The 19,001-nt window shown below is 65.1% G+C and carries 16 protein-coding genes; 7 read left to right on the forward strand and 9 right to left on the reverse strand.

All coding sequences use genetic code 11. The features are described from left to right. Positions 1-87: 87 nt before the first annotated feature. The 3 genes from HALNA_RS05715 to HALNA_RS05725 all read right to left on the reverse strand — a co-directional run bounded on the left by HALNA_RS05715 (position 88) and on the right by HALNA_RS05725 (position 4,253). Positions 88-1,836 carry an acyl-CoA carboxylase subunit beta gene (locus tag HALNA_RS05715; protein ID WP_049935446.1) on the reverse strand — a complete coding sequence of 583 codons (1,749 nt, stop codon included), beginning with the start codon at positions 1,834-1,836 and terminating at the stop codon, positions 88-90. Then, positions 1,836-3,002, reverse strand: a complete 1,167-nt coding sequence (locus HALNA_RS05720) for an acyl-CoA dehydrogenase family protein (protein WP_049935448.1) — start codon at positions 3,000-3,002, stop codon at positions 1,836-1,838. The genes HALNA_RS05715 and HALNA_RS05720 overlap by 1 nt, the downstream gene beginning before the upstream one ends. A gap of 207 nt (positions 3,003-3,209) precedes the next feature. After that, complete coding sequence (locus HALNA_RS05725; protein WP_049935449.1) at positions 3,210-4,253, reverse strand: pentapeptide repeat-containing protein; 1,044 nt, start codon at positions 4,251-4,253, stop codon at positions 3,210-3,212. Between the two features lie 886 nt (positions 4,254-5,139). Between HALNA_RS05725 and HALNA_RS05730 the strand changes: the two genes are divergently transcribed. Beyond that, positions 5,140-6,096, forward strand: coding sequence for an ABC transporter permease (locus HALNA_RS05730; protein WP_245576001.1), 957 nt, complete (start codon positions 5,140-5,142; stop codon positions 6,094-6,096). After that, entirely contained in the window at positions 6,093-6,902 is an 810-nt protein-coding gene (locus tag HALNA_RS05735; RefSeq protein ID WP_084509914.1) for an ABC transporter permease, read from the forward strand. Before HALNA_RS05730 ends, HALNA_RS05735 begins: the two co-directional genes overlap by 4 nt. Positions 6,903-7,060: 158 nt before the next feature. On the opposite strand, the gene HALNA_RS05740 is transcribed toward HALNA_RS05735, so the two are convergent. From HALNA_RS05740 to HALNA_RS05755, 4 genes are read right to left on the reverse strand one after another with little or no spacing between them, the layout of a single operon-like run. Then, positions 7,061-7,960: a carbohydrate kinase family protein gene (locus tag HALNA_RS05740; protein WP_049935450.1), complete on the reverse strand. Its 900-nt coding sequence runs from the start codon at positions 7,958-7,960 to the stop codon at positions 7,061-7,063. A gap of 58 nt (positions 7,961-8,018) precedes the next feature. Continuing rightward, entirely contained in the window at positions 8,019-10,226 is a 2,208-nt protein-coding gene (locus HALNA_RS05745; RefSeq protein WP_049935452.1) for an LUD domain-containing protein, read from the reverse strand. Then, positions 10,223-10,732, reverse strand: a complete 510-nt coding sequence (locus HALNA_RS05750) for an LUD domain-containing protein (protein WP_049935453.1) — start codon at positions 10,730-10,732, stop codon at positions 10,223-10,225. Before HALNA_RS05750 ends, HALNA_RS05745 begins: the two co-directional genes overlap by 4 nt. Before the next feature lie 34 nt (positions 10,733-10,766). Beyond that, positions 10,767-11,018 carry a hypothetical protein gene (locus HALNA_RS05755; protein ID WP_049935455.1) on the reverse strand — a complete coding sequence of 84 codons (252 nt, stop codon included), beginning with the start codon at positions 11,016-11,018 and terminating at the stop codon, positions 10,767-10,769. Between the two features lie 92 nt (positions 11,019-11,110). On the opposite strand from HALNA_RS05755, the gene HALNA_RS05760 reads away from it, so the two are divergent. The 4 genes from HALNA_RS05760 to HALNA_RS05775 all read left to right on the forward strand — a co-directional run bounded on the left by HALNA_RS05760 (position 11,111) and on the right by HALNA_RS05775 (position 15,218). Beyond that, positions 11,111-12,358: a M20 family metallo-hydrolase gene (locus tag HALNA_RS05760; protein WP_049935457.1), complete on the forward strand. Its 1,248-nt coding sequence runs from the start codon at positions 11,111-11,113 to the stop codon at positions 12,356-12,358. A 62-nt stretch (positions 12,359-12,420) separates the two neighbouring features. After that, the gene (locus HALNA_RS05765; RefSeq protein ID WP_049935458.1) at positions 12,421-12,864 is read left to right on the forward strand and encodes a RidA family protein; all 444 of its coding nucleotides are present in this window, start codon (positions 12,421-12,423) and stop codon (positions 12,862-12,864) included. 142 nt (positions 12,865-13,006) lie between these two features. Beyond that, complete coding sequence (locus HALNA_RS05770) at positions 13,007-14,167, forward strand: pyridoxal phosphate-dependent aminotransferase (protein WP_049935459.1); 1,161 nt, start codon at positions 13,007-13,009, stop codon at positions 14,165-14,167. Positions 14,168-14,240: 73 nt separating this feature from the next. Beyond that, on the forward strand, positions 14,241-15,218 hold the full coding sequence (locus HALNA_RS05775) for a C-terminal binding protein (RefSeq protein ID WP_245576002.1): 978 nt from the start codon (positions 14,241-14,243) through the stop codon (positions 15,216-15,218). A gap of 4 nt (positions 15,219-15,222) precedes the next feature. Here HALNA_RS05775 and HALNA_RS05780 read toward each other — a convergent pair whose 3' ends face one another. Both HALNA_RS05780 and HALNA_RS05785 read right to left on the reverse strand, forming a co-directional pair. Further along, positions 15,223-16,332, reverse strand: a complete 1,110-nt coding sequence (locus tag HALNA_RS05780; protein ID WP_245576003.1) for an ABC transporter ATP-binding protein — start codon at positions 16,330-16,332, stop codon at positions 15,223-15,225. 70 nt (positions 16,333-16,402) lie between these two features. Continuing rightward, a complete protein-coding gene (locus tag HALNA_RS05785) occupies positions 16,403-17,053 on the reverse strand; it encodes a helix-turn-helix domain-containing protein (RefSeq protein ID WP_049935460.1) in 651 nt (216 codons plus the stop codon). 168 nt (positions 17,054-17,221) lie between these two features. Here HALNA_RS05785 and hutU point away from each other — a divergent pair, with 168 nt between their 5' ends. Beyond that, positions 17,222-18,976: a urocanate hydratase gene (hutU, locus tag HALNA_RS05790; RefSeq protein WP_049935461.1), complete on the forward strand. Its 1,755-nt coding sequence runs from the start codon at positions 17,222-17,224 to the stop codon at positions 18,974-18,976. The last annotated feature ends 25 nt before the right edge of the window (positions 18,977-19,001 follow it).

Below are 19,001 nucleotides of genomic sequence, written 5' to 3' on the forward strand. Positions count from 1 at the left end.
CGGCCCCGAAGAGCCTGCGGTCTCCGGCGACTTATGAGGAGTACCGAAGTGCAAGGGGAAAGCCCCGTGCTTTAGCGCGGGGGGATGTCACAGGATCGTCCCGTGTTTCTTTTCGGGTAGCTCCTTCTCGATGGACTCGTAGAACTCGAACCGCGAGACGAGTTCGTCCCGGAGCGTGCTCGGCGGGACGAGTTCGTCGATCACCACCTCGCTCGCCATGCGATGCACGTCGATGTCGCGGCGGTACTCCTCGCGGAGCCGTTCTTCCTCCCGGGTCCGCTCCTCGGGGTCGTCGATGGCGGCGAGTTTGCGGGCGTAGACGGCGTTGATCGCCGCTTCCGGCCCCATGATCGCTATTTCGCCGCCCGGCAGTGCGAGCGTCGACTCGGGAGCGTACGCCGGTCCCGACATGGCGTAGATTCCCGCGCCGTACGCCTTCCGCACGACGACACACTGTTTGGGCACCGTCGCCGACGCCGCCGCGTAGATCATCTTCTTCCCTTTCTCCAGAATCCCCTCCTTCTCGACCCCCGATCCGGCCATGAACCCCGGCGTATCACAGAGATAGAGCAGGGGAATCCCGTAGGCGTCGCAGGTCCAGACGAACTCGGCGGCCTTCTCGGCGGAGTCCGGGAAGATGGCGCCCGCCCGCGTGTCCGGCTGGTTGGCGACGATACCCACCGGCCGGCCGTCGAGGCGGGCGAACGCCGTGACTATCTCGGCGCCGTACGCCGGTTTCAGTTCGAGCACGGAGTCGGCGTCGGCGACCCGATCGATCAGGTCGCGCACGTCGTAGCCCTTTCGGGGCGCCTCGGGGACGACCGAATCGATACCGTCGGGCGACTTTGCGGGCGCGATACCCTCGGTCCGTGGTGGGTCCGCGTCGGCGTTGTCGGGGAGATAGGAGAGCAGGCGGGCGGTCAGTTCGCGGGCGTGTTCCTCGTCCCGGGCGACGAGATCGGCGCTTCCCGACTCGGCGGCGTGGACGGCGGGGCCACCGAGTTCGTCCAGACTGACCTCCTCACCGGTCACCATCTCGACCATCCGCGGCGAGGCGATGGCCATTGCCGATCCCTCGACCATGATCGTGAAGTCGGCGAAGATGGGGGTGTAGGCCGCGCCGGCGATACAGGGGCCGTAGAGGACACAGATCTGTGGCACCCGCCCGGAGAGCATCGAGTGGTTGTAGTACACCTTCCCGATGCCCTCGCGGTTGGCAAAGAAGCCGGTCTGCTGGTCGATCCGGCCGCCCGAGGAGTCCATCAGGTAGAGCGCGGGCTTGCCGTTTTGCAGCGCCCGTTCCTGCATCCGAAGCAGTTTCTCGACACCCCGGCGAGCCATCGACCCCGCCTTGACCGTGTAGTCGTTCGCCATGACGTGGACCGCCCGCCCCTCGAAGGTGGCGGCGCCGGTGACGAGGCCGTCGGCGGGGAGGCGGTCGGAATCACCGTCCTCGCTCTCGTCCACCGTGGACGAGTTCGGATGCCACGCGTCGAAGTTGGCGAACCGGCCGTCCTCGAAGGTCAACCCCTCGAACCACAGATCGAGGCGGTCGCGGACGAACAGTTTGCCCGTCTCGCGCTGTCGCTCGCGGTACTTTTCGGGGCCGCCCTGCAGGATATCCTCGATTTCGTCCCACAGACGCTCCTCGCGGTCTGTGGGGCCGGCGTCCTCGCTCGACCGTGCGCTCACGCCGCCCTCGGGCGGGTCGCCCTCGGCCAGTGGGTCGTCACCATCGTCGGCGAACACCCGAACGCGCTCCCCGAACCGGGTTGCGAGGGCACGGGCGATGGCCTCGGCTTCCTCGACCGTGGAGTCGGCGACGCGAACGTCCATCAGTACGACCTCGGGAACCCCATCTCCTGGCTGATGTGGTTGTACGCCATCTGCTGGGTGACGGGCGCGAGGCGGGTGAGGTTGATCTCGCGCCACCACCGCTCCACGTCGTACTCCGTGGCGTACCCCCACCCGCCGAACGCCTGCATGGCGTGATAGACGGCTTCGATGCCCGCCTCGACCGCCGCGGCCTTGGCGACGTTCGACTCGTAGCCACACTCCTCTCCCTGATCGAACAGCCACGCCGCCTTCTGACGCATCAGCCGCGCCGTCTCGACGTTCGTGTACGCCTGCGTGATGGGGAAGGAGACGCCCTGGTGGGTGCCGATGGGCGCGCCGAACACCTCGCGGTCGTTGGCGTAGTCGACCGCCTTCGACACCGCGAGTTCGGCGACGCCCGCCGCGCCCGCCGCGAAGCCGATCCGCTCGGGGTTCAGCGTCTCGACCAGGTGCCACCACCCTTCGTCTTCCCCGCCGAGGAGGGCCGATTCGGGGACACGCACGTCCTCGATAAACACCTCACAGGATTTCGAGTAGTTTAGGGCGTGTTTCTCGATGGGCGACACCTCGATGCCTGGGTCGTCCATGTCGACGAGAAAGAGGCTCAGTCCCTCCGTCGGTGTCTCGACTTCGTCTCTGGGCGTCGTGCGCGTGACGAGGATCAGGTCGTCTGCGCGGTCGGCGAAGGTGATCCACGCCTTCTTCCCGTTCAGGACGTACTCGTCGCCGTCGCGTTCGGCACGGGTGCCGACGTTCAGCGTGTTCGTCCCCGCGTCGGGTTCGGTGATGGCAAAGGAGAACATCCGGTCGCCGGTCGCCACGCCGGGCAGATACTCCTCCTTCTGGCCCTCCGTTCCGGACTCCCGGAGGGCAACGGCGGCCATGCCCGCGGTGACGACGAGATACCACGTGCCCGCCATCCCACAGCCTCCGGCACACAGCGTCTCCATCGCGAGTCCCATCTCCTGGAGACCCATGCCGGCGCCCTCGTACTCCTCGGGAACGAGGAGGCCGTGAAAGCCCGCCTCGCCGAGTTCGTCCCAGAAGTCGGTGGCGAACTCGCCTCGCTCCTCTTTCTCGCGCCAGTACTCCGGGCCGTACTCGGACGCGATGTCCGCGGCCGTCGACCGGATCAGCGCGTGTTCGGGTGGCGCGTCGAACTCCATACTTCCTCTCCGTGGCCCGGGCACCTATATTTGCGCGTCGGCTTTTTGGATCGTCGCTTCGATCCCTTCCCGTGAACCGAACGACCGAACTCGCGTTCGTCGTGAGCCTCCATTTCGCGCTCTTCGCCCTGCTCGTCAAACCCGTCGACGGCGGCAACGCCGCCGAGGCCGGATGGGAATCGTAGCGGCGTACCGGCGCCGTCGCAGTCACACCTGCTCGCGGGTCCCAAGAACGTAGCCGAGAAACACGATGGCTGCGGTGCCAGCGAACGTCTCGAAGCCCGCAACGGCCGTCGCGAATCCCGACGGCGGCGTATCCGGCGGTGACGTGGTGAATGTCACGATACTGTAATACAGGCTCCGTCTTGGAGCCATCCCGGAGTCCCAGTAGACCGCGGCGGACAGGAGCCACAGCACGACCATCATCGTGGCGATCCATCGCAACTGTATCCCGTACCCGGTGAACAATTGTGACCCGCACGACCAGAGATATGCGAGCCACCCGCGCCCACCTTCTGCTCTTGCCTCCCGGCGCCGAGCTTTGCGTTCCCGAACCCGAGCGGTTCGAGCCCGGCCCGTGAGCCCGTTCGCACTGTAGGCGACCCGAAGCTCGTGGTTCACACGGGCAATACGGTCGTACTGCTGCTGCTCGGATACGTCAGTATCGGTAAGGTCCCGCAGAAGTTGCTCGCTCGGGGCGTCGATCCGCGTGTTCCGGGCAAGTGTGGCGTCGGCAAGGGCAGTGTTATGTAGATACGCGCGGCGTAGGTCCGCAGCAGTGAGGTTTGCACCGGAGAGATCGGCGTCTTCAAGCGTCGCCCCGGAAAGATCGGTGTTTTCGAGATCGGCCCCGGAGAGATCGGCATCGGTGATGTTTCCGCCAGAGAGGTCGGCGTCGTCGAGGTCAGCCCTGGGAAGGTTGGCGTCTTCGAGATTCACACCGGAGAGATCAGCGGCAACGAGCCCCACGTCCTCGGGAAACGAAATCGACGTTAGATCGCTCCTGCGCGCCACCGCACCGTGTAGATCGCCGTTTTCAATCGTTTTCACGAGCTCCGTTTTCGGTTTGTCCGTGGTATCGGCATGCCAGACGCACCGCTCAAACTCCGCTGTCTCCGACTCCCATACCGGGCGAGAACAGCGCCACGATTCGAGATCGAAATCCTTGATAGCAGCCCTACTGATTGGAAGATCACCGCTCGTGACGGTACACGTCTTCACGCTGCGGTCGGTGGGGGAGTCTCCTAGCATGCAGACCCATTCGATCGCCGATTGGAATGTTTTGTCGGTGACGAGAACCTACGTGGAGTCGGACTCTCGACGATCCGCGGCGTAGTTTGCAGTGGCCTCCCGATCGGCATCGATGTACGGTGAGATTCCTCCCCCTGCGTGCACGACAGTATGAGTTACTACGAGTAGTTCTCGCCGCATCGCCGCTGGAAGGGCCCCTTCGGACGGGGTGTCGTTGTGGCGGACTGGAGCCGTGCCCCGCCCCATCCCGAGAAGTCCCGTGCCGTTCCACGATCCCGAGCGTTGATTGTCGTCGGCCGGCTCCGGCGCAGGTTTCAGTATTGAGCGGCCTCCGTCAGGTCCGGACTTGAACCGAAATCCCGATGTTTCGTAGTGTTTACAACAACCACTATCGGGATTCCATCCAGATCGTTTCTATACTACAGTTCGGGCAGTCGCGTACCGTCTTCAGTGGGCCGTTGTCGGACTGTACACCCTCGGGGACGGTTGCGCTTGCGGTCTCACCACAGACGATACATTCGAACTCGACCTGCACGGATCACCCTATGCCAATTAGGATTCATATAGTTGACTGGCTCTGCTGGAGGCCTCACTATAGTAGCGTTTGGAATCGTTCGCACACCTGATCGCGTGCGGTAATTGCTACGAGTCGTCTTCATACTCGTGTGACACGATCGCCACGCCGGCCTCGGTAGTGTGTTCGCCGGCTCCTTCGCGATCTCCACCCCGGCGACGCGTGGTCACGTTTTATATAATTTAAAACCACCTCCGCATGGTGGACATCTATGTATCAGCGGGGTAGATATACGCTAACCAGAATGAGGGGTACGAATCGACCGGCAAGCGAGTTCTCGCCAGCGTATCGTGACGGGAACGGGACTCGGCGATGAGTATTCGAGACGAGTTCCACAAAAGCAGTACGCGTCTGAAGTGGCGGGTGATAGACGCGCTGATAGACCTCAAAGAGCGCCTCCCGTTCGACTCGACGAGCGTGTCCGACCGGTTCGGCTACGTACTCATCTCGTCGGGCATCCTGCTCGTCAGCTTCCTGGCCGTCGGGATGGCGTTACTCCTGGAATATAGCTTCCTGACGTACGACTCGATCGAGATCGTCGTCTACGAGTACACCCTGAACAACTGGCTCCGTCTCGTCGAGACGACAGCGTTCCACACGGTGTTCGTCAGGACGCTGCTCTACTCGGCGGTCGTCACTATCGGGAGCGTCGGTCTCGGCATCCCCTACGCGTACCTCGTGGTGCGGACGGAGCGCCCGCTCTTCCGGTACTTCCTGCTTTTCGGCCTGTTCGTTCCGTTCTTCACGGGCGTCATCATCCGAGCCTACGGCTGGCTCATCATCCTCGGGAAGACCGGACTCGTGAACTGGCTGCTGAAAACGGTGGGTATCGGCACTGTGGGAATCATCGGAACGCCCATCGCCATCGTCCTCGGTCTCCTGCAGTATCTGCTTCCGTTCACGGTGCTGATGCTGACGCCGGCGATCGCGAGCATCGACCCGGACCTAGAGCGGGCGGCGAAAAACTGCGGGGCGAACCAGTTGGAGACGTTCCGCCACGTCGTGTTGCCGCTTGCGCGTCCCGGCATCACCGCGGCGACCATCGTCGCGTTCACCCTGTCGATGGCGAACTACTCCATCCCCGACCTGCTCGGTGGGACGAACAGTTTCGTGGCGAACTTCATCTACAACAAGATATTCGGCACGTTGAACTACCCCTTCGCGGCGGTCCTCTGTCTCGTCCTCGTCGTCGTCGCGTCGGTGTTCGTCTTCGGCGTGTTCAAGCTGTACGGAACTGGGACACTCGGCGTGGAGGTGGATGACGAATGAGCGGTCTCCTCCGGCGCATCGGCGGCGACCACCCGTATCTGACCGCGTTCGCCCTCTTCGAATTCGTCTTCCTCGTGTTGCCGTCGGTCATCATCCTCATCGCCTCCTTCGGATCGGACCAGATCATCTCGTTCCCGCCCACCGACCTGAGTCTCAAGTGGTACGCGTCGCTCCTCGAAGAACAGGATTACATCCAGCCGTTCCTCCACAGCGTCATCGCCGCGACATTCTGTACCGCCATCTCGATTCCCATCGGCGTGATGACGGCCCTCGGCCTGAACCGATACGACATCCGGTTCGAACACGGCATCCAGATTTATCTGCTGTTGCCGTTCACCGTCCCCCTCGTGGTGTCGGGGTTCATACTGCTGTTGCTCTTCGGCCGCCTCGGCTGGATCGGTGACCTGTGGGCAGTCGGGTTGGCGCTGACCATCATCAACATCCCGTTCATGATATGGAGCGTCGCATCGAGCGTCAACGCCTTCGACCCGACGCTCGAACACGCCGCACAGAGCCTCGGTGCCGAGGAGATTCAGACGTTCAGGTACGTGACGCTGCCGGCGCTGATGCCGGGCATCATCTCCGGGTCGCTACTCATGTTTATACTCGCGTTGAACGAGTTCGTCGTCAGCCTCATCATCACGACGACGGCGACGGAGACGCTTCCCGTCGCGATTTACGGCGCGATCCGTGGCAACATCAGCCCGCAGATCGCGGCCGTCGCGAGCATCTACGTCGTCATCGCTATCGTCGCCATCGTCGTCGCGGACCGCCTCGTCGGCCTCGAACGCTTCCTGCACTCCTGATACCCTCGGCCGTGACTGTACGGAACGATCCACACCCCGAGGAACCGGATCGTTCCACGGACGTACAGCCGTCAGTCCGAGCGCGACCCCGAGTCGAGTCGAGTCGAGTCGCTCCCGGTGTCGTGTCGGGGAGGCGTCCCCGCTCTCGTCCGGGGCGTCTACCCCGACACGCCTGCCAGGGCGTCGAGTTTCTCCCGGAGGTCGAAGCGCGTGATCGCCGCCCGAGCACAGCGATTGCCAGAGTCGGCGGCCGCCCGCCGGTCGCCGCCGTCGAGCATCGCGCGGACGAACCCGGCGTTGAAGAAGTCGCCCGCGCCGCAGTCGTCGACGGCGGTGACCGGGTCGGTCCCGACCCACTCGGCGTCGTCTTCGACGAGGAGACACCCGCGTTCGCCGGCCTTGATGGCGCACGCCGACGCGCCGTCGGCGACGAGGGTCGATCCGGCAGTCGCGAGGTCGTCGCAGCCGGCGAGGCGCCGGGCTTCCTCGTCGTTCACGAGGAGCGTATCGACGAACGAGAGCATCTCGAAGAACGTCTCGTGCCACCCGCCGGGCGACCAGTTCGTGTCGAGAAACACGGGGCGGTCGTCGGCCGCGAACTCGCGGGCGACGGCGACGATGTCTTCGCTCCAGAGATACGGGGCTTGCGAGAAGCCGGTGACGAAAAGCGCGTCGTGCTCGTCGGCGGCGGTCACGGGCGGAAGGGTCCCGGACTCGCTGGCACCGCGGTGCGTGACGAACGAGCGATCGGTCTCGAACAGGAATCCCGCCGCAACGCTAATCCGTGTGTCCGACTGCTGGAAGACGCCACTCGTGTCGACGCCCCACTCGTCGAGAAACGAGAGCCAGTGGGTCGAGAGGACGTCGTCACCGACGTTCGCGACGATGTCGGTGGGCGTCCCGAGTGCGGCGAGGCCGAGCGACGAGTAGCCGGCGGAGCCACCCGCCCGAAGGTCGTAGCCGGGGGCGACGACTTCTTCACCCCGGTCCGGATACCGGTCGAGCCCGGCGAAGACGACGTCGACGATGGCGTCACCGATGACGAGAACGGAGGTCACAGTGAACCTGTTTCAGCCACGGTCATAATGGTTGGTCCAGGGCGGGGAGCGCGAGCCGTCAGCGCCCGTCCGGGGCGACGAGTTCGACCGGATGGGTAACGTCGCGAACGAAGAGGTCGGCCATCTGCTCCGTACAGGAGGTGCCGCTCGCGACGAGCGTCCGGTCGGACTCGTCGGCGAACTGGTCGTGGAGGTCCTCGCCGACGTCCAGCGAGAGTTCGTAGTACTCGGATTTGTAGCCGAAACTGCCGGCCATGCCACAGCACTCGACGTCGGAGGTGACGATGTCGAAGCCGAGGTCTTCGAGGACGGCCTCGGTGTAGGCGTCGACGCCCAGCGTTCGCTGCTGGCAGTGGCTGTGGTAGGCGACGGGGACGGTGGCGCCCGCGAGGGCGTCCGCGTCCGCGCCGTTCGACAGCAGGCCGTAGACGTACTCCATGATCTCGTAGCTGTTCTCCGAGAGTCGCGCGTGGGAGTCGGCGTCGAGGAGTTTCTCGTACTCGCGGCGCATCATGGCGAGGTCGGACGGTTCGACGACGACGACGTCGAACCCGGCGTCGAGATAGGGGTCGAGGTCGGCCGCCACCGCCTCGGCGTGGTCGGTGGCCGTCCGTACCATCCCCTGTGAGAGGGGGGCCCGTCCACTCTCGATGGGCGAGCCGAGTTCGACGTGAACGCCGAGAGCCTCCAGCGTCCGGACCGCTGCCTTGCCCCGGTCGGTGAGGACGTAGTTCGTGTAGGCGTCCGGGTAGAGAACGACCGCTCGGTCGGCGGTGGCGTTCGGCGCACGCGGGCGGCGGGATTCGAACCAGTCGACGAGCGTCTCGCGTTCGAACTGCGGCAGGTCCCGGTCGGGGGCGACGCCGAGATAGCGGTCCATCAGGGTTCGGACGGGGCCGAGTTGCGCCACCCAGTTCGACACCGGTGCGGTCGCACTGCCGAGTTTTGCGAGCGTTCCGAAGTTCCCGAAGAACCGCTTCTGCGGACTGACCGTCCCTTCGGCGTCCGGCGTGAGACCCTCGACGAGGAACTCGAACTCCGAGGGGGGCGTCTCGCCGTTGATCCTGTCGCGAACGACGGTGTTTATCCACGGGATGTCTATCTTCACCGGACAGGCGTTCACGCACCGCGAACACCCCGTACAGAGGTCGTTGAACTCGCTTGTGGTCTCCAGCCCTTCGATTCCGGCCTCCCACCCGGTGGCGATGCCGCCAGTGTACGTCTCGCCGCCGAAAGCGTGGCCGCCGACGTGCTGGAAGTTGCCACAGGAGTTCGCACACGCTCCACACCGAATACAGTACAGCGTCTCGCGCAGGTGGTCGTCCTCGCGCATCTCGGTCCGCCCGTTGTCGATGAGGACGAGGTGAAAGTCGCGTTCGCCGTCACCGCTCCCGAGGGGTTCGTCGGGGTTCTCGAAGTCGATAGTGGGCGAATCGACTGGTGGCGTGAGCATCGAGACGTACTGGGAGATGTCCTGTCCCGTCGCCGTCTTCGAGATGAGTTCGACGAAGGGCTGGAGTGTCTCGGCGTTCGGGATGATCTTCTCGATGCCCGCGACGGCGACGTGGGTGTCCGGCGTTACCGCCGACTTCCGGGCGTTGCCCTCGTTCGTCACGAGCGTGATGGTCCCCGACTCCGCGAGGACGAAGTTCGCCCCCGTCATCCCGACGTCCGCGTCCCGGATTCGTTCTCCGAGGTAGTCCCGGGCGAACTCGGTGAGTTCCTCGGCCGTCTCGAAGGGTTCCTCGGGGTCGAACACACGGTTGAACAGTTCCGCGACGGCCTCCCTGGACTTGTGCAGAGACGGCCCGATGAGATGCGACGGAGCCTCGTCCGCGACCTGGATGACGAACTCCCCGAGGTCCGTCTCGAAGACGTCGACGCCCATCGCCTCGAGTGCCTCGTTGACCTCGATCTCCTCCGTCGTCATCGATTTCGACTTCACGAGGGTCTCGGCGTCTTTCGACCCGACGACATCCGTGATGTAGCGGTTCGCGTCGTCGGCGTCGTCGGCGACGTAGAGGGTGCCGCCGTTGGACTCGACGCTCTCGCGGAGAGTGTCGATCAGGTCCGGGAGGTTCTCGATGGCGTCTTCTTTGATCCGCCGGGCCTGCGTCCGGAGGTCCTCGAACTCGTCGAATCGCTCGATGGCCTCGTAACGCCCCTCGTTCAGGTGCGTGACGTTCTCGTGGACGGCGTCCCCCTCGGTTTCGAGGAGGTGCCGAATCCGTTCCGCCTTGCGTCGGCGCTTGCGTTGTGCGCTCATCGGTCGGTGATGAGGACGACTTCGACGTGTTTCGGGCCGTGGACGCCCTCGACGAGGGCGCCCATGTCGCCGGTCGAACTCACGCCCGTGGCGAAGACAGACGACCCGCCGGCGGCAAAGCGGCCGTCGAGGTAGTCGGTGGCCGCTTCGACATCCGGGAGGACGTCGCTCTCGCGGACGACGGCGACGTGTGTCGGTGGATAGAGGCTGACTGGCTCGGTCCCGACCGGGTCGCTATCCACGACGAGCGTTCCGTACTCGGCGACGGCCTTGCCGACGGGTGTGACGCCAACCTCGGCCGCCTTCAGCAATCGAGGGGTCGGTGGCGTCTCGACGACGGTGTCGGCGAGAGAGAGGCCGTCGTGCGCCTCGAAGGGGACGCCGACGGCCGGTTCGGTGACGAGTGAATCTATCGTCGCGGCGAACTCGTCGGCCTCGGTGCGCGTCAGCGACACGCCCAGGTCGGAGAGCGACGACTCGAATCGTCGTGTGTCAGCGGCACTCATGTATCCCGATTCTTGAAGAGCCACTAAGATGTATCTACTCCATATGGCGGCCACCCTCACGCGGCGCGAGCGTCGACCGCGGGACGCCGCTCTGAGAACGGCGGTCGACCCCCGAGATTCGGGATCGGTCGGTCGACCCCTCGCCGCCGTCGGGGGTGTTCGGTGCCCGTCCTGGGAACCAGTCACCGCCGTTGGCGGTGACGTAGTCGCGGCCATGGGGGTCGAACGCGATACCGACAGCTCGGGACGACCACGCCGTGCTCGTCGCGCGATAACTCGAAATCATCCGACTCACGGTGCGGTTTCTCGCCACGGAGCCGGGCCGAGAGCACTGTCCGGAGCGTGCGGGTTTATCAGCGACGCCCCGCAGTGTGGCGCATGGACATCGACGCAGCGCGACTCCGAGACGACGTGGAGACGAACGCGACGTTCGGCGCGGTGGACGCCGAGGACGGACGGGGCCGAACCGTTCTCACGGGGAGCGCCGCCGACAGACGCGCCCGCGAGTACTTGCTCGGGCGACTCGAAGACGCCGGCCTCGACGTTCGTGTGGACGCCGTCGGCAACGTCGTCGGGCGGTGGACGCCGCCTGGGTGTGACCCCGAGGCCGCCCCCGTCGCCTTCGGGAGCCACCTCGACTCCGTCCCGCGCGGTGGCATCTTCGACGGGCCACTCGGGGTCTACGGCGCACTGGAGGGCGTCCGCGCGATGCAAGGGAGCGACGTCTCCCCCGCCCGCCCCGTCGATGTCGTCTGTTTCACCGAAGAGGAGGGGGCCCGATTCGGCGTCGGAACCCTCGGGTCCTCGGTGGCGACGGGCCACCGCGGGACGGCGGACGCACTCGCCCTCGAAGACGACGACGGCGTCACCCTGCGTGAACGCCTCGAAGGGATCGGGTTCGACGGCGACGACGAGGTTGACGCCAGCGAGTGGGACGCGTGGATGGAACTGCACATCGAACAGGGGACGCGACTGACGGCCGCCGGCGCGAGCGTCGGCGTCGTCGAGTCGATCACCGGCATCACGAACTGCGAGGTGACGGTGAGGGGCGAGGCGGACCACGCCGGATCGACGCCGATGTACGAACGCGCGGACGCACTGACGGCCGCCTCGGAGTTCGTCCTCGACCTCGAACGCGCGGCGGAGGAACTCGCGACGACGAGCGAGGCAGCCGTCGGCACCGCCGGCAAGGGATCGATAGCGCCGAACGCGCGAAACATCGTTCCCGAGAGAGTGCAGTACCAACTCGACATCCGTGACGTCGACCGGGGGAAAATGGACCGACTCGTCGAGCGCTGTCGGACGAGTCTCGCACGCATCGAGCGAACTCGGGGCGTCGGAACGTCGCTCACGCGGTACCGGGACAGCCCGCCGAGTCGGATGGCAGAGCGGTGTCTCACGGCCGCGGACGACGCGGCGACGGCGCGGGGCGTCGAGTCGATTCGCCTGTACTCGGCGGCGATGCACGACACGGCGAATCTCGCGGACGTGACCGACGCCGGCCTCCTGTTTGCACCCTCGGTCGACGGGGTCTCACACTCGCCGCGGGAGTGGACCGACTGGGACGACTGCGCGACGGCGAGCGGCGTCCTCGCGGAGGCCGTTCGGGCCCTCGCGTCGACCTGACCCGTCCACGACCCACCATCCGGAGGGTGGCCTTTTTTCTTGGGGTTCGCGGACTGTTGGCTGTGACCCGGTACGCAATCAACCCCCCTCGACTCAAGGACGCCCGCGGAATCGGCTACAACCACGCGATAGTCGACGGCGGAACGTTCTACATGGCCGGACAGGTGGCGATGGACGAACACTCGAACGTCGTCGGCGACGACATCGAGACACAGGCCCGGAAGGCCTACGAGAACGTCGGCATCTTGCTGGGGACCATCGGCAAGACGTACGCCGACATCGCCAAGGTGACCACCCACATTGTCGACCCGAAGGAACACTACTACGACGGCTACAAGGAGGTCTACTGGGAGACGTTCGAGGAACCCTACCCCTGCCACACGGTTCTCGGACACGAGCAGTTGGCCAACGAGGATTACCTCGTCGAAATCGAAGTCGAGGTGCCACTGACGGACGCGGACGTCGACGGCATCGAACCGGACGGCGACGTGATCCGCGAGGTCTGATAGTGATCATCGTAAGTCAGTACTGGTGGGTCGCCGACCCGTTCCGGCGACCCACCGGTAAACAGTTACAATGAACAGTACGACTCGCCGCCCGCCATACGGAGGGGCCGGCGTTTATTATGCAAGCCACGCATCCTCGGGCATGACGAAGGGACCCGAACTCTCGGGACTCGTGACGCGAATGCCGCGGTCGGGAATTCGAGAGGTGTTCGACGCGGCACAGGCGTACGACGACCTCGCGGATCTGAGCATCGGCGAACCCGACTTCGCCACGCCCGCCCCCGTAGCGACTGCCGTCTCCGAGGCCGTCGGGACGGGCGTAAGCAGTTACACCGAGACGGTCGGCCGCGCCGACCTCCGGGAGTCGATCGCGACGAAACTCGCCGACGCGAACGACATCGACGCGGCAGCCGAATCGGAGGTGATCGTCACGCCCGGCGCGATGGGCGCGCTCTTCGCCGCGGTGCACGTCCTCTGTGATCCCGGCGAGGAGGTCCTCGTCCCGGAACCGTACTGGCCGAACTACCACGGGCACGTCGCCAGCGCGGACGCCCGGTTGGTCGCCCTGCCGACGGACGGGACGTTCGTCCCGGCCCCCGAGAGCGTCACGGCGGCGGTGACCGAAGACACGACGGCCATCCTCCTGAACACGCCGGGGAATCCGACGGGGGCGGTCGTCCCACCGGACCGACTGCGGGCCCTCGGCGAGGTGGCGGCCGAACACGACCTGTGGATACTCGCGGACGAGACGTACGAAGACCTGGTGTACGACGGTGCGACCCACCACTCGCTTGCGAGCGACGGGGAGCGGTTCGCACACACGGTGACGGTTCACAGTTTCTCGAAGTCCTACGCGATGACGGGGTGGCGAATCGGCTACGCGAGCGCGCCGGCCCACGTCGTCGACGCGATGCGCGTCCTGCAGGAACACACGGTGTCGTCCGTGGCCGAACCCGCGCAGGTTGCCGCGGCCGCCGCACTCGACAATCGGGACATCGTGACCGACATCCACCGCGCGTTCGCCGACCGCCGGGAGTTGATACTCGGGCGACTCGCGGAGATGGACGGCATCGACCCTGGGACGCCACAGGGCGCGTTCTACGTGTTCGCCGACGTCTCGGATATCGCCGACGACAGTCGGGCGTTCGTCGAACGACTCATGGCCGACGCGGGTGTCGCCGCCGTCCCTGGATCGGTGTTCGGTGACGCCGGCGAGGGCCACGTTCGGTTCTCGTATGCGACCGACGCCGCGACCATCGAGACCGCGATGAACCGACTCGAAGGATTGCTCGAAGCGGTCTGACCGTCGACGACGCGAGTCGTCGTGCCACATATGGAGGTTATATATGTTCTGGGAGGGAGTGATCACTCCGCATATGGGACTACGTGTCGTCATGCTCGATCCGGACTGGTTCGGCGACGTCGAGGCGGAACGTGACCACTTCGAACGACTCCTCGGCGACGGCGTCGTCGTCGAGGCGATAGACTGCACCGACGCCGAGATACCGGAACGGGTCGGCGAGGCGGATTTCCTGCTCTCGCACTACACGAACGTGTCGGCCGAGAGTATGGACGCGACGGGGTGTTCGGTCGTCTCGCGGTACGCGACGGGCACCGATGGCATCGACATCGACGCCGCGACGGAACGCGGCGTCCGGGTGACCCGAGTGCCGACCTACTGCAACGACGAGGTGGGGATGCACGCACTGTCGCTCGCGCTGACGTTCGTCCGTGGGCTTCCGACGTACGACGCCTCGACGGCGGACGGGCGATGGGCGTGGGGAGACGCCGCCCCCCTCCAACCGGTGTCGGACCTCACGTTCGGCCTGCTGGCGTTCGGGAACAAGGGTCGCTCTACCGGCGAGAAAGCGCGCGCGCTGGGATTCGACGTGTGCGCGTACGACCCGTACGTGGCCGACGACGACATCGAAGCCGAGGGAGTACGACCCGTGGACTTCGAGACGTTGCTCGCGGAGGCCGACGTGCTCTCGATTCACACGCCGCTGACCGACGAGACGGCGGACATGATCGACGCCGACGCACTCGACGCACTCGACGACGACGCCATCGTCGTCAACACCGCTCGCGGCCGCGTGCTGGACGAAGACGCCCTTCTAGACGCACTCGACGAGGGGCGACTCCGCGGAGCGGGCCTCGACGTCCTCCGGACGGAACCGCCGGGCGACGACGACCCGCTTCTCGGCCGGGACGACGTCGTCGTGACGCCGCACGCGGCGTGGTACTCGACGCGAACCGCTCGGGAACTCCGCCGCCTCGGGACGGAGATCGCCGTCGCCGCCTACGAAAAACGGGAGACGGACGGCCTCGTCAATCCGGGCGTGATCCGGGACTAACCGCTCACTCGTCGGGGTAGAGCAAGGCGTCACCGATGTCCCACCCGACGGTGACGGGGTCACCCCGTTGGTGGATGACCTGCGTGTCGGAACTCCGGTCGACGATGCGGAGCGTTGGCTCGAACTCGGGAATGGAGACGTGATACTGCGTCCGGTCGCCCTCGAAGGACACCTGGTCGACCGTCGCGTCGTAGGTGTTGTCACACTCGGCGTCGAGTTCGACCTGTTCTGCGCGAATCGCGACGACGACGTCGGAGTGCCCCTCGACGGCGGCGGCGGAAACCCGCATCGTCCCGTCGCCCACGGCGACGGTGGCGGTGTCGTCGGTTCGGTCCGTCACGGTACCGTAGAGGAGCGTGGTGTTCCCGATGAAGTCGGCGACGAACGCCGTTTCGGGGGACGCATACAGGTCCTGTACGGGGTCGAGTTGTTCGAGGCCGCCGTCGCGGATGACGGCGATTCGGTCGGCCATCGAGAGCGCCTCCGTCTGGTTGTGCGTGACGTGGACGATGGTGAGTTCGGTCTCCTCGTGGATGCGGGCCAGCTCCGCTCGCATCTCCTCGCGGAGTTTCTTGTCGAGCGAACTCAGGGGTTCGTCGAGCAACAACAACGTGGGCTCGTAGACGATGGCGCGGGCGAACGCGACCCGTTGCTGTTGGCCGCCCGAGAGAGCGTCGACCGGTTTGTCGGCGTAGTCGACGGGCAAGCGGACGAGTTCGAGCACGTCTTCGACCTTCCGGTCGATGTTCTCGACGCTCTCGCGCCGCATCTTCAGGGGGAACGCGATGTTCTCCTTGACGGTCATGTGGGGGAACAGCGCGTGGCTCTGGAAGACGAGGCCGATGTCCCGTTCGTACGGCGGTTCGTCGGAGACCGGCTGCTCGTTGATATAAATCTCGCCCGTCGTCGGCTTCTCGAAGCCGGCAATCATGTGCAGGAGCGTCGTCTTGCCGGCACCACTCGGTCCGAGTATCGTGATGAACTCGCCGTCGTTTATCGGAATCGTCACGTCGTCGACGGCACAGAGCGAACCGTACTCCTTCGTCACGCCGTCGATACGAACGACGGAGTCGGATGAATCGGTCACGGTTTCGTCGAATTGGTGGGTCGCCATCGTCTGCTGTCGACACCTGTTTGCCCTGAGGGCACATAACACGACCCTCCGCATGGGGGGGCAGTTAAGTTCACGTGAGGAAGTAACGCAGGAGGTTCTTGATAATCTTGTTTTCCGCCCGTCGGAGATGTTCCTCGAACGTCCGCCGGGAGACGTCCATCTCCGCCGCGATGTCGCCGGTGGTCGCCTCTCGTGGAATCTCGTAATATCCCTCCTCGACGGCCAACGAGAGGGCGCGTTTCTGTCCGTCCGAGAGACTCGGCAGCGCGGAATCGAGCATGAGAATCGGAATGTCGGGCGTGATGGAACTGATTTCGCGTTTGGCCTCGACGGTGACGCGGTGGTCGTCGCTGATGTCGTGATAGACCTGGGAGAGTTGCTCTTCGGTGAGCGCGAGGACGCGTGCGAAGAGCGCTCCGTTTCGATACGTCAGCGGTGGGAGCGAGAGACACTGGTGCGGTTGGAGATAGCCTTCGAGGAGGTCGTCACGGAAATCGAGGAGACACGAACCGGTGATGAGAATCGCCTCTTCGTCCTTGTAGACGATCTCCTGAATGCCGATGGTGTCACGGAACGTCTCGACCGGTGCCTCGATGTCGGTCCCACTCACGTAGACGAGGTCACAGTACTGATTGCACCACATCTCGACGCGTACGTCCTGGTTCATCGTCACGTCCGCGTACGGACTCGTGTGGTCGATACGAAGCGTTGCCTCGTACATTGATATCTATTCACACACCCGTTGCACGTTGTAGTATTTATATCCCCCTCCATATGATGACGTTCCGACGGCGAATCACGGCGTGTCGCGGCGAATTATTATATAAATCCCTCGCCATATGTGGGTGCGCTCTTCATCGTGACGAGACGCAAATGGAGCGGACGAGAGATGTTTCACCATCCACGTGACGACACCCCGAGTGAGCGCTGGCAGGCCCTCGACGGCGCACCGGAAGGGACGGAACTGAACGCGAAGGGATGGCGGCAGGAAGCCGCATACAGACTGCTGAACAACAACCTCGACCCGGAGGTCGGGGAGGACCCGGAGAGTCTCGTCGTCTACGGCGGTACGGGTCGTGCGGCGCGCAGTTGGGACGCCTACGACGCCCTCACGGACGAACTCCTCGAGTTGGAGGACGACGAGACCCTCCTCGTCCAGAGTGGGAAGCCGGTCGGCCGGTTCAAAACGCACGAGCGGTCGCCGCGCGTCCTCATCGCCAACTCGAACCTCGTCGGCAAGTGGGACGACTGGGACCACTTCCACGAACTCGAAGCGGAGGGGTTGATGATGTACGGGCAGATGACCGCCGGGTCGTGGGCCTACATCGGCACGCAGGGCATCATTCAGGGAACCTACGAGACGCTGGCGGAGTGTGCGAACCAGCATTTTGAGGGCACCCTCGAGGGGCGGGTCGTCGTCACGACGGGGCTCGGCGGGATGGGCGGCGCACAACCGCTCGCGGTGACGATGAATCGCGGCGTCTGCATCACCGCCGAAGTCGACGAGGCCCGAATCGACAGACGCCTCGAAACCGGCTACTGTCAGGAGAAGACCGACGACGTCGGCGAGGCGATTCGGAAAGCGAGGGAAGCCGCCGAAGCCGGCGAACCGTACAGCGTCGGCGTCCACATGAACGCCGCGGAGTTCTACGAGGCGCTCCTCGAACGCGAGTTCGTCCCCGACGTGGTGACGGACCAGACGTCCGCACACGACGCCCTCGAAGGCTACATCCCGAGCGGATACACGATGGCGGAAGCCGAGGAACTCCGGGAGTCGGACCCCGATGCCTACCTCGAAGCGAGCCTCGAAACGATGGAGCGAGTCGTTGACGGCATCCTCGAACTGCAAGAGCGCGGCGCGATCGCCTTCGAGTACGGCAACAACATCCGGGGACAGGTCAAAGAGTACCGCGATCCGGACGCCCCGTGGGCGCTCACTGGCACGCCGGGGGACGAACGCGACCCCTTCGATTTTCCGGGGTTCGTCCCCGCGTACATCCGGCCCATGTTCTGTCGTGGGCAGGGGCCGTTCCGCTGGCTCGCACTGTCCGGCGACGAGGCCGACATCCACCGAACGGACGAGGCGATCAAGGAACTGTTCCCGGAGAAAGACCGGCTGGTCCGCTGGATAGAACTCGCTCAAAAGCAGGTCGAATTCCAGGGCCTCCCCGCTCGGGTCTGTTGGCTCGGTTACGAAACCAACGAGGAAGGGATCACGGAACGCGCGCAGTTCGCCCTCCGCATCAACGAACTCGTGCGTGACGGCGAGATTTCGGCACCCATCGTCGTGACCCGCGACCACCTCGACGCCGGGTCCGTCGCCTCGCCCAACCGCGAGACCGAGGCGATGCGCGACGGGTCCGACGCCGTTGCCGACTGGCCCATCCTGAACGCGCTCTTGAACTGTGCGGCCGGAGCCGACATCGTCAGCGTCCACGACGGGGGCGGCGTCGGCATCGGCAACTCCCTGCACACGAACAACCACGTCGTCCTCGACGGGACGGCCCAGGCCGCCGAGACCGCAAAACGCGTCTTCACGACGGACCCTGGAATGGGCGTCGTCCGCCACGCCGACGCCGGATACGAGGCCGCCATCGAGGAAGCGGCGCGTTCGAACGTCCACATCCCCATGCGTGAAGAATGACCCGACCGAACACTCGCGCTTCGGC

It is taken from the genome of Haloplanus natans DSM 17983 (genome assembly GCF_000427685.1).
GTDB lineage: Archaea > Halobacteriota > Halobacteria > Halobacteriales > Haloferacaceae > Haloplanus > Haloplanus natans.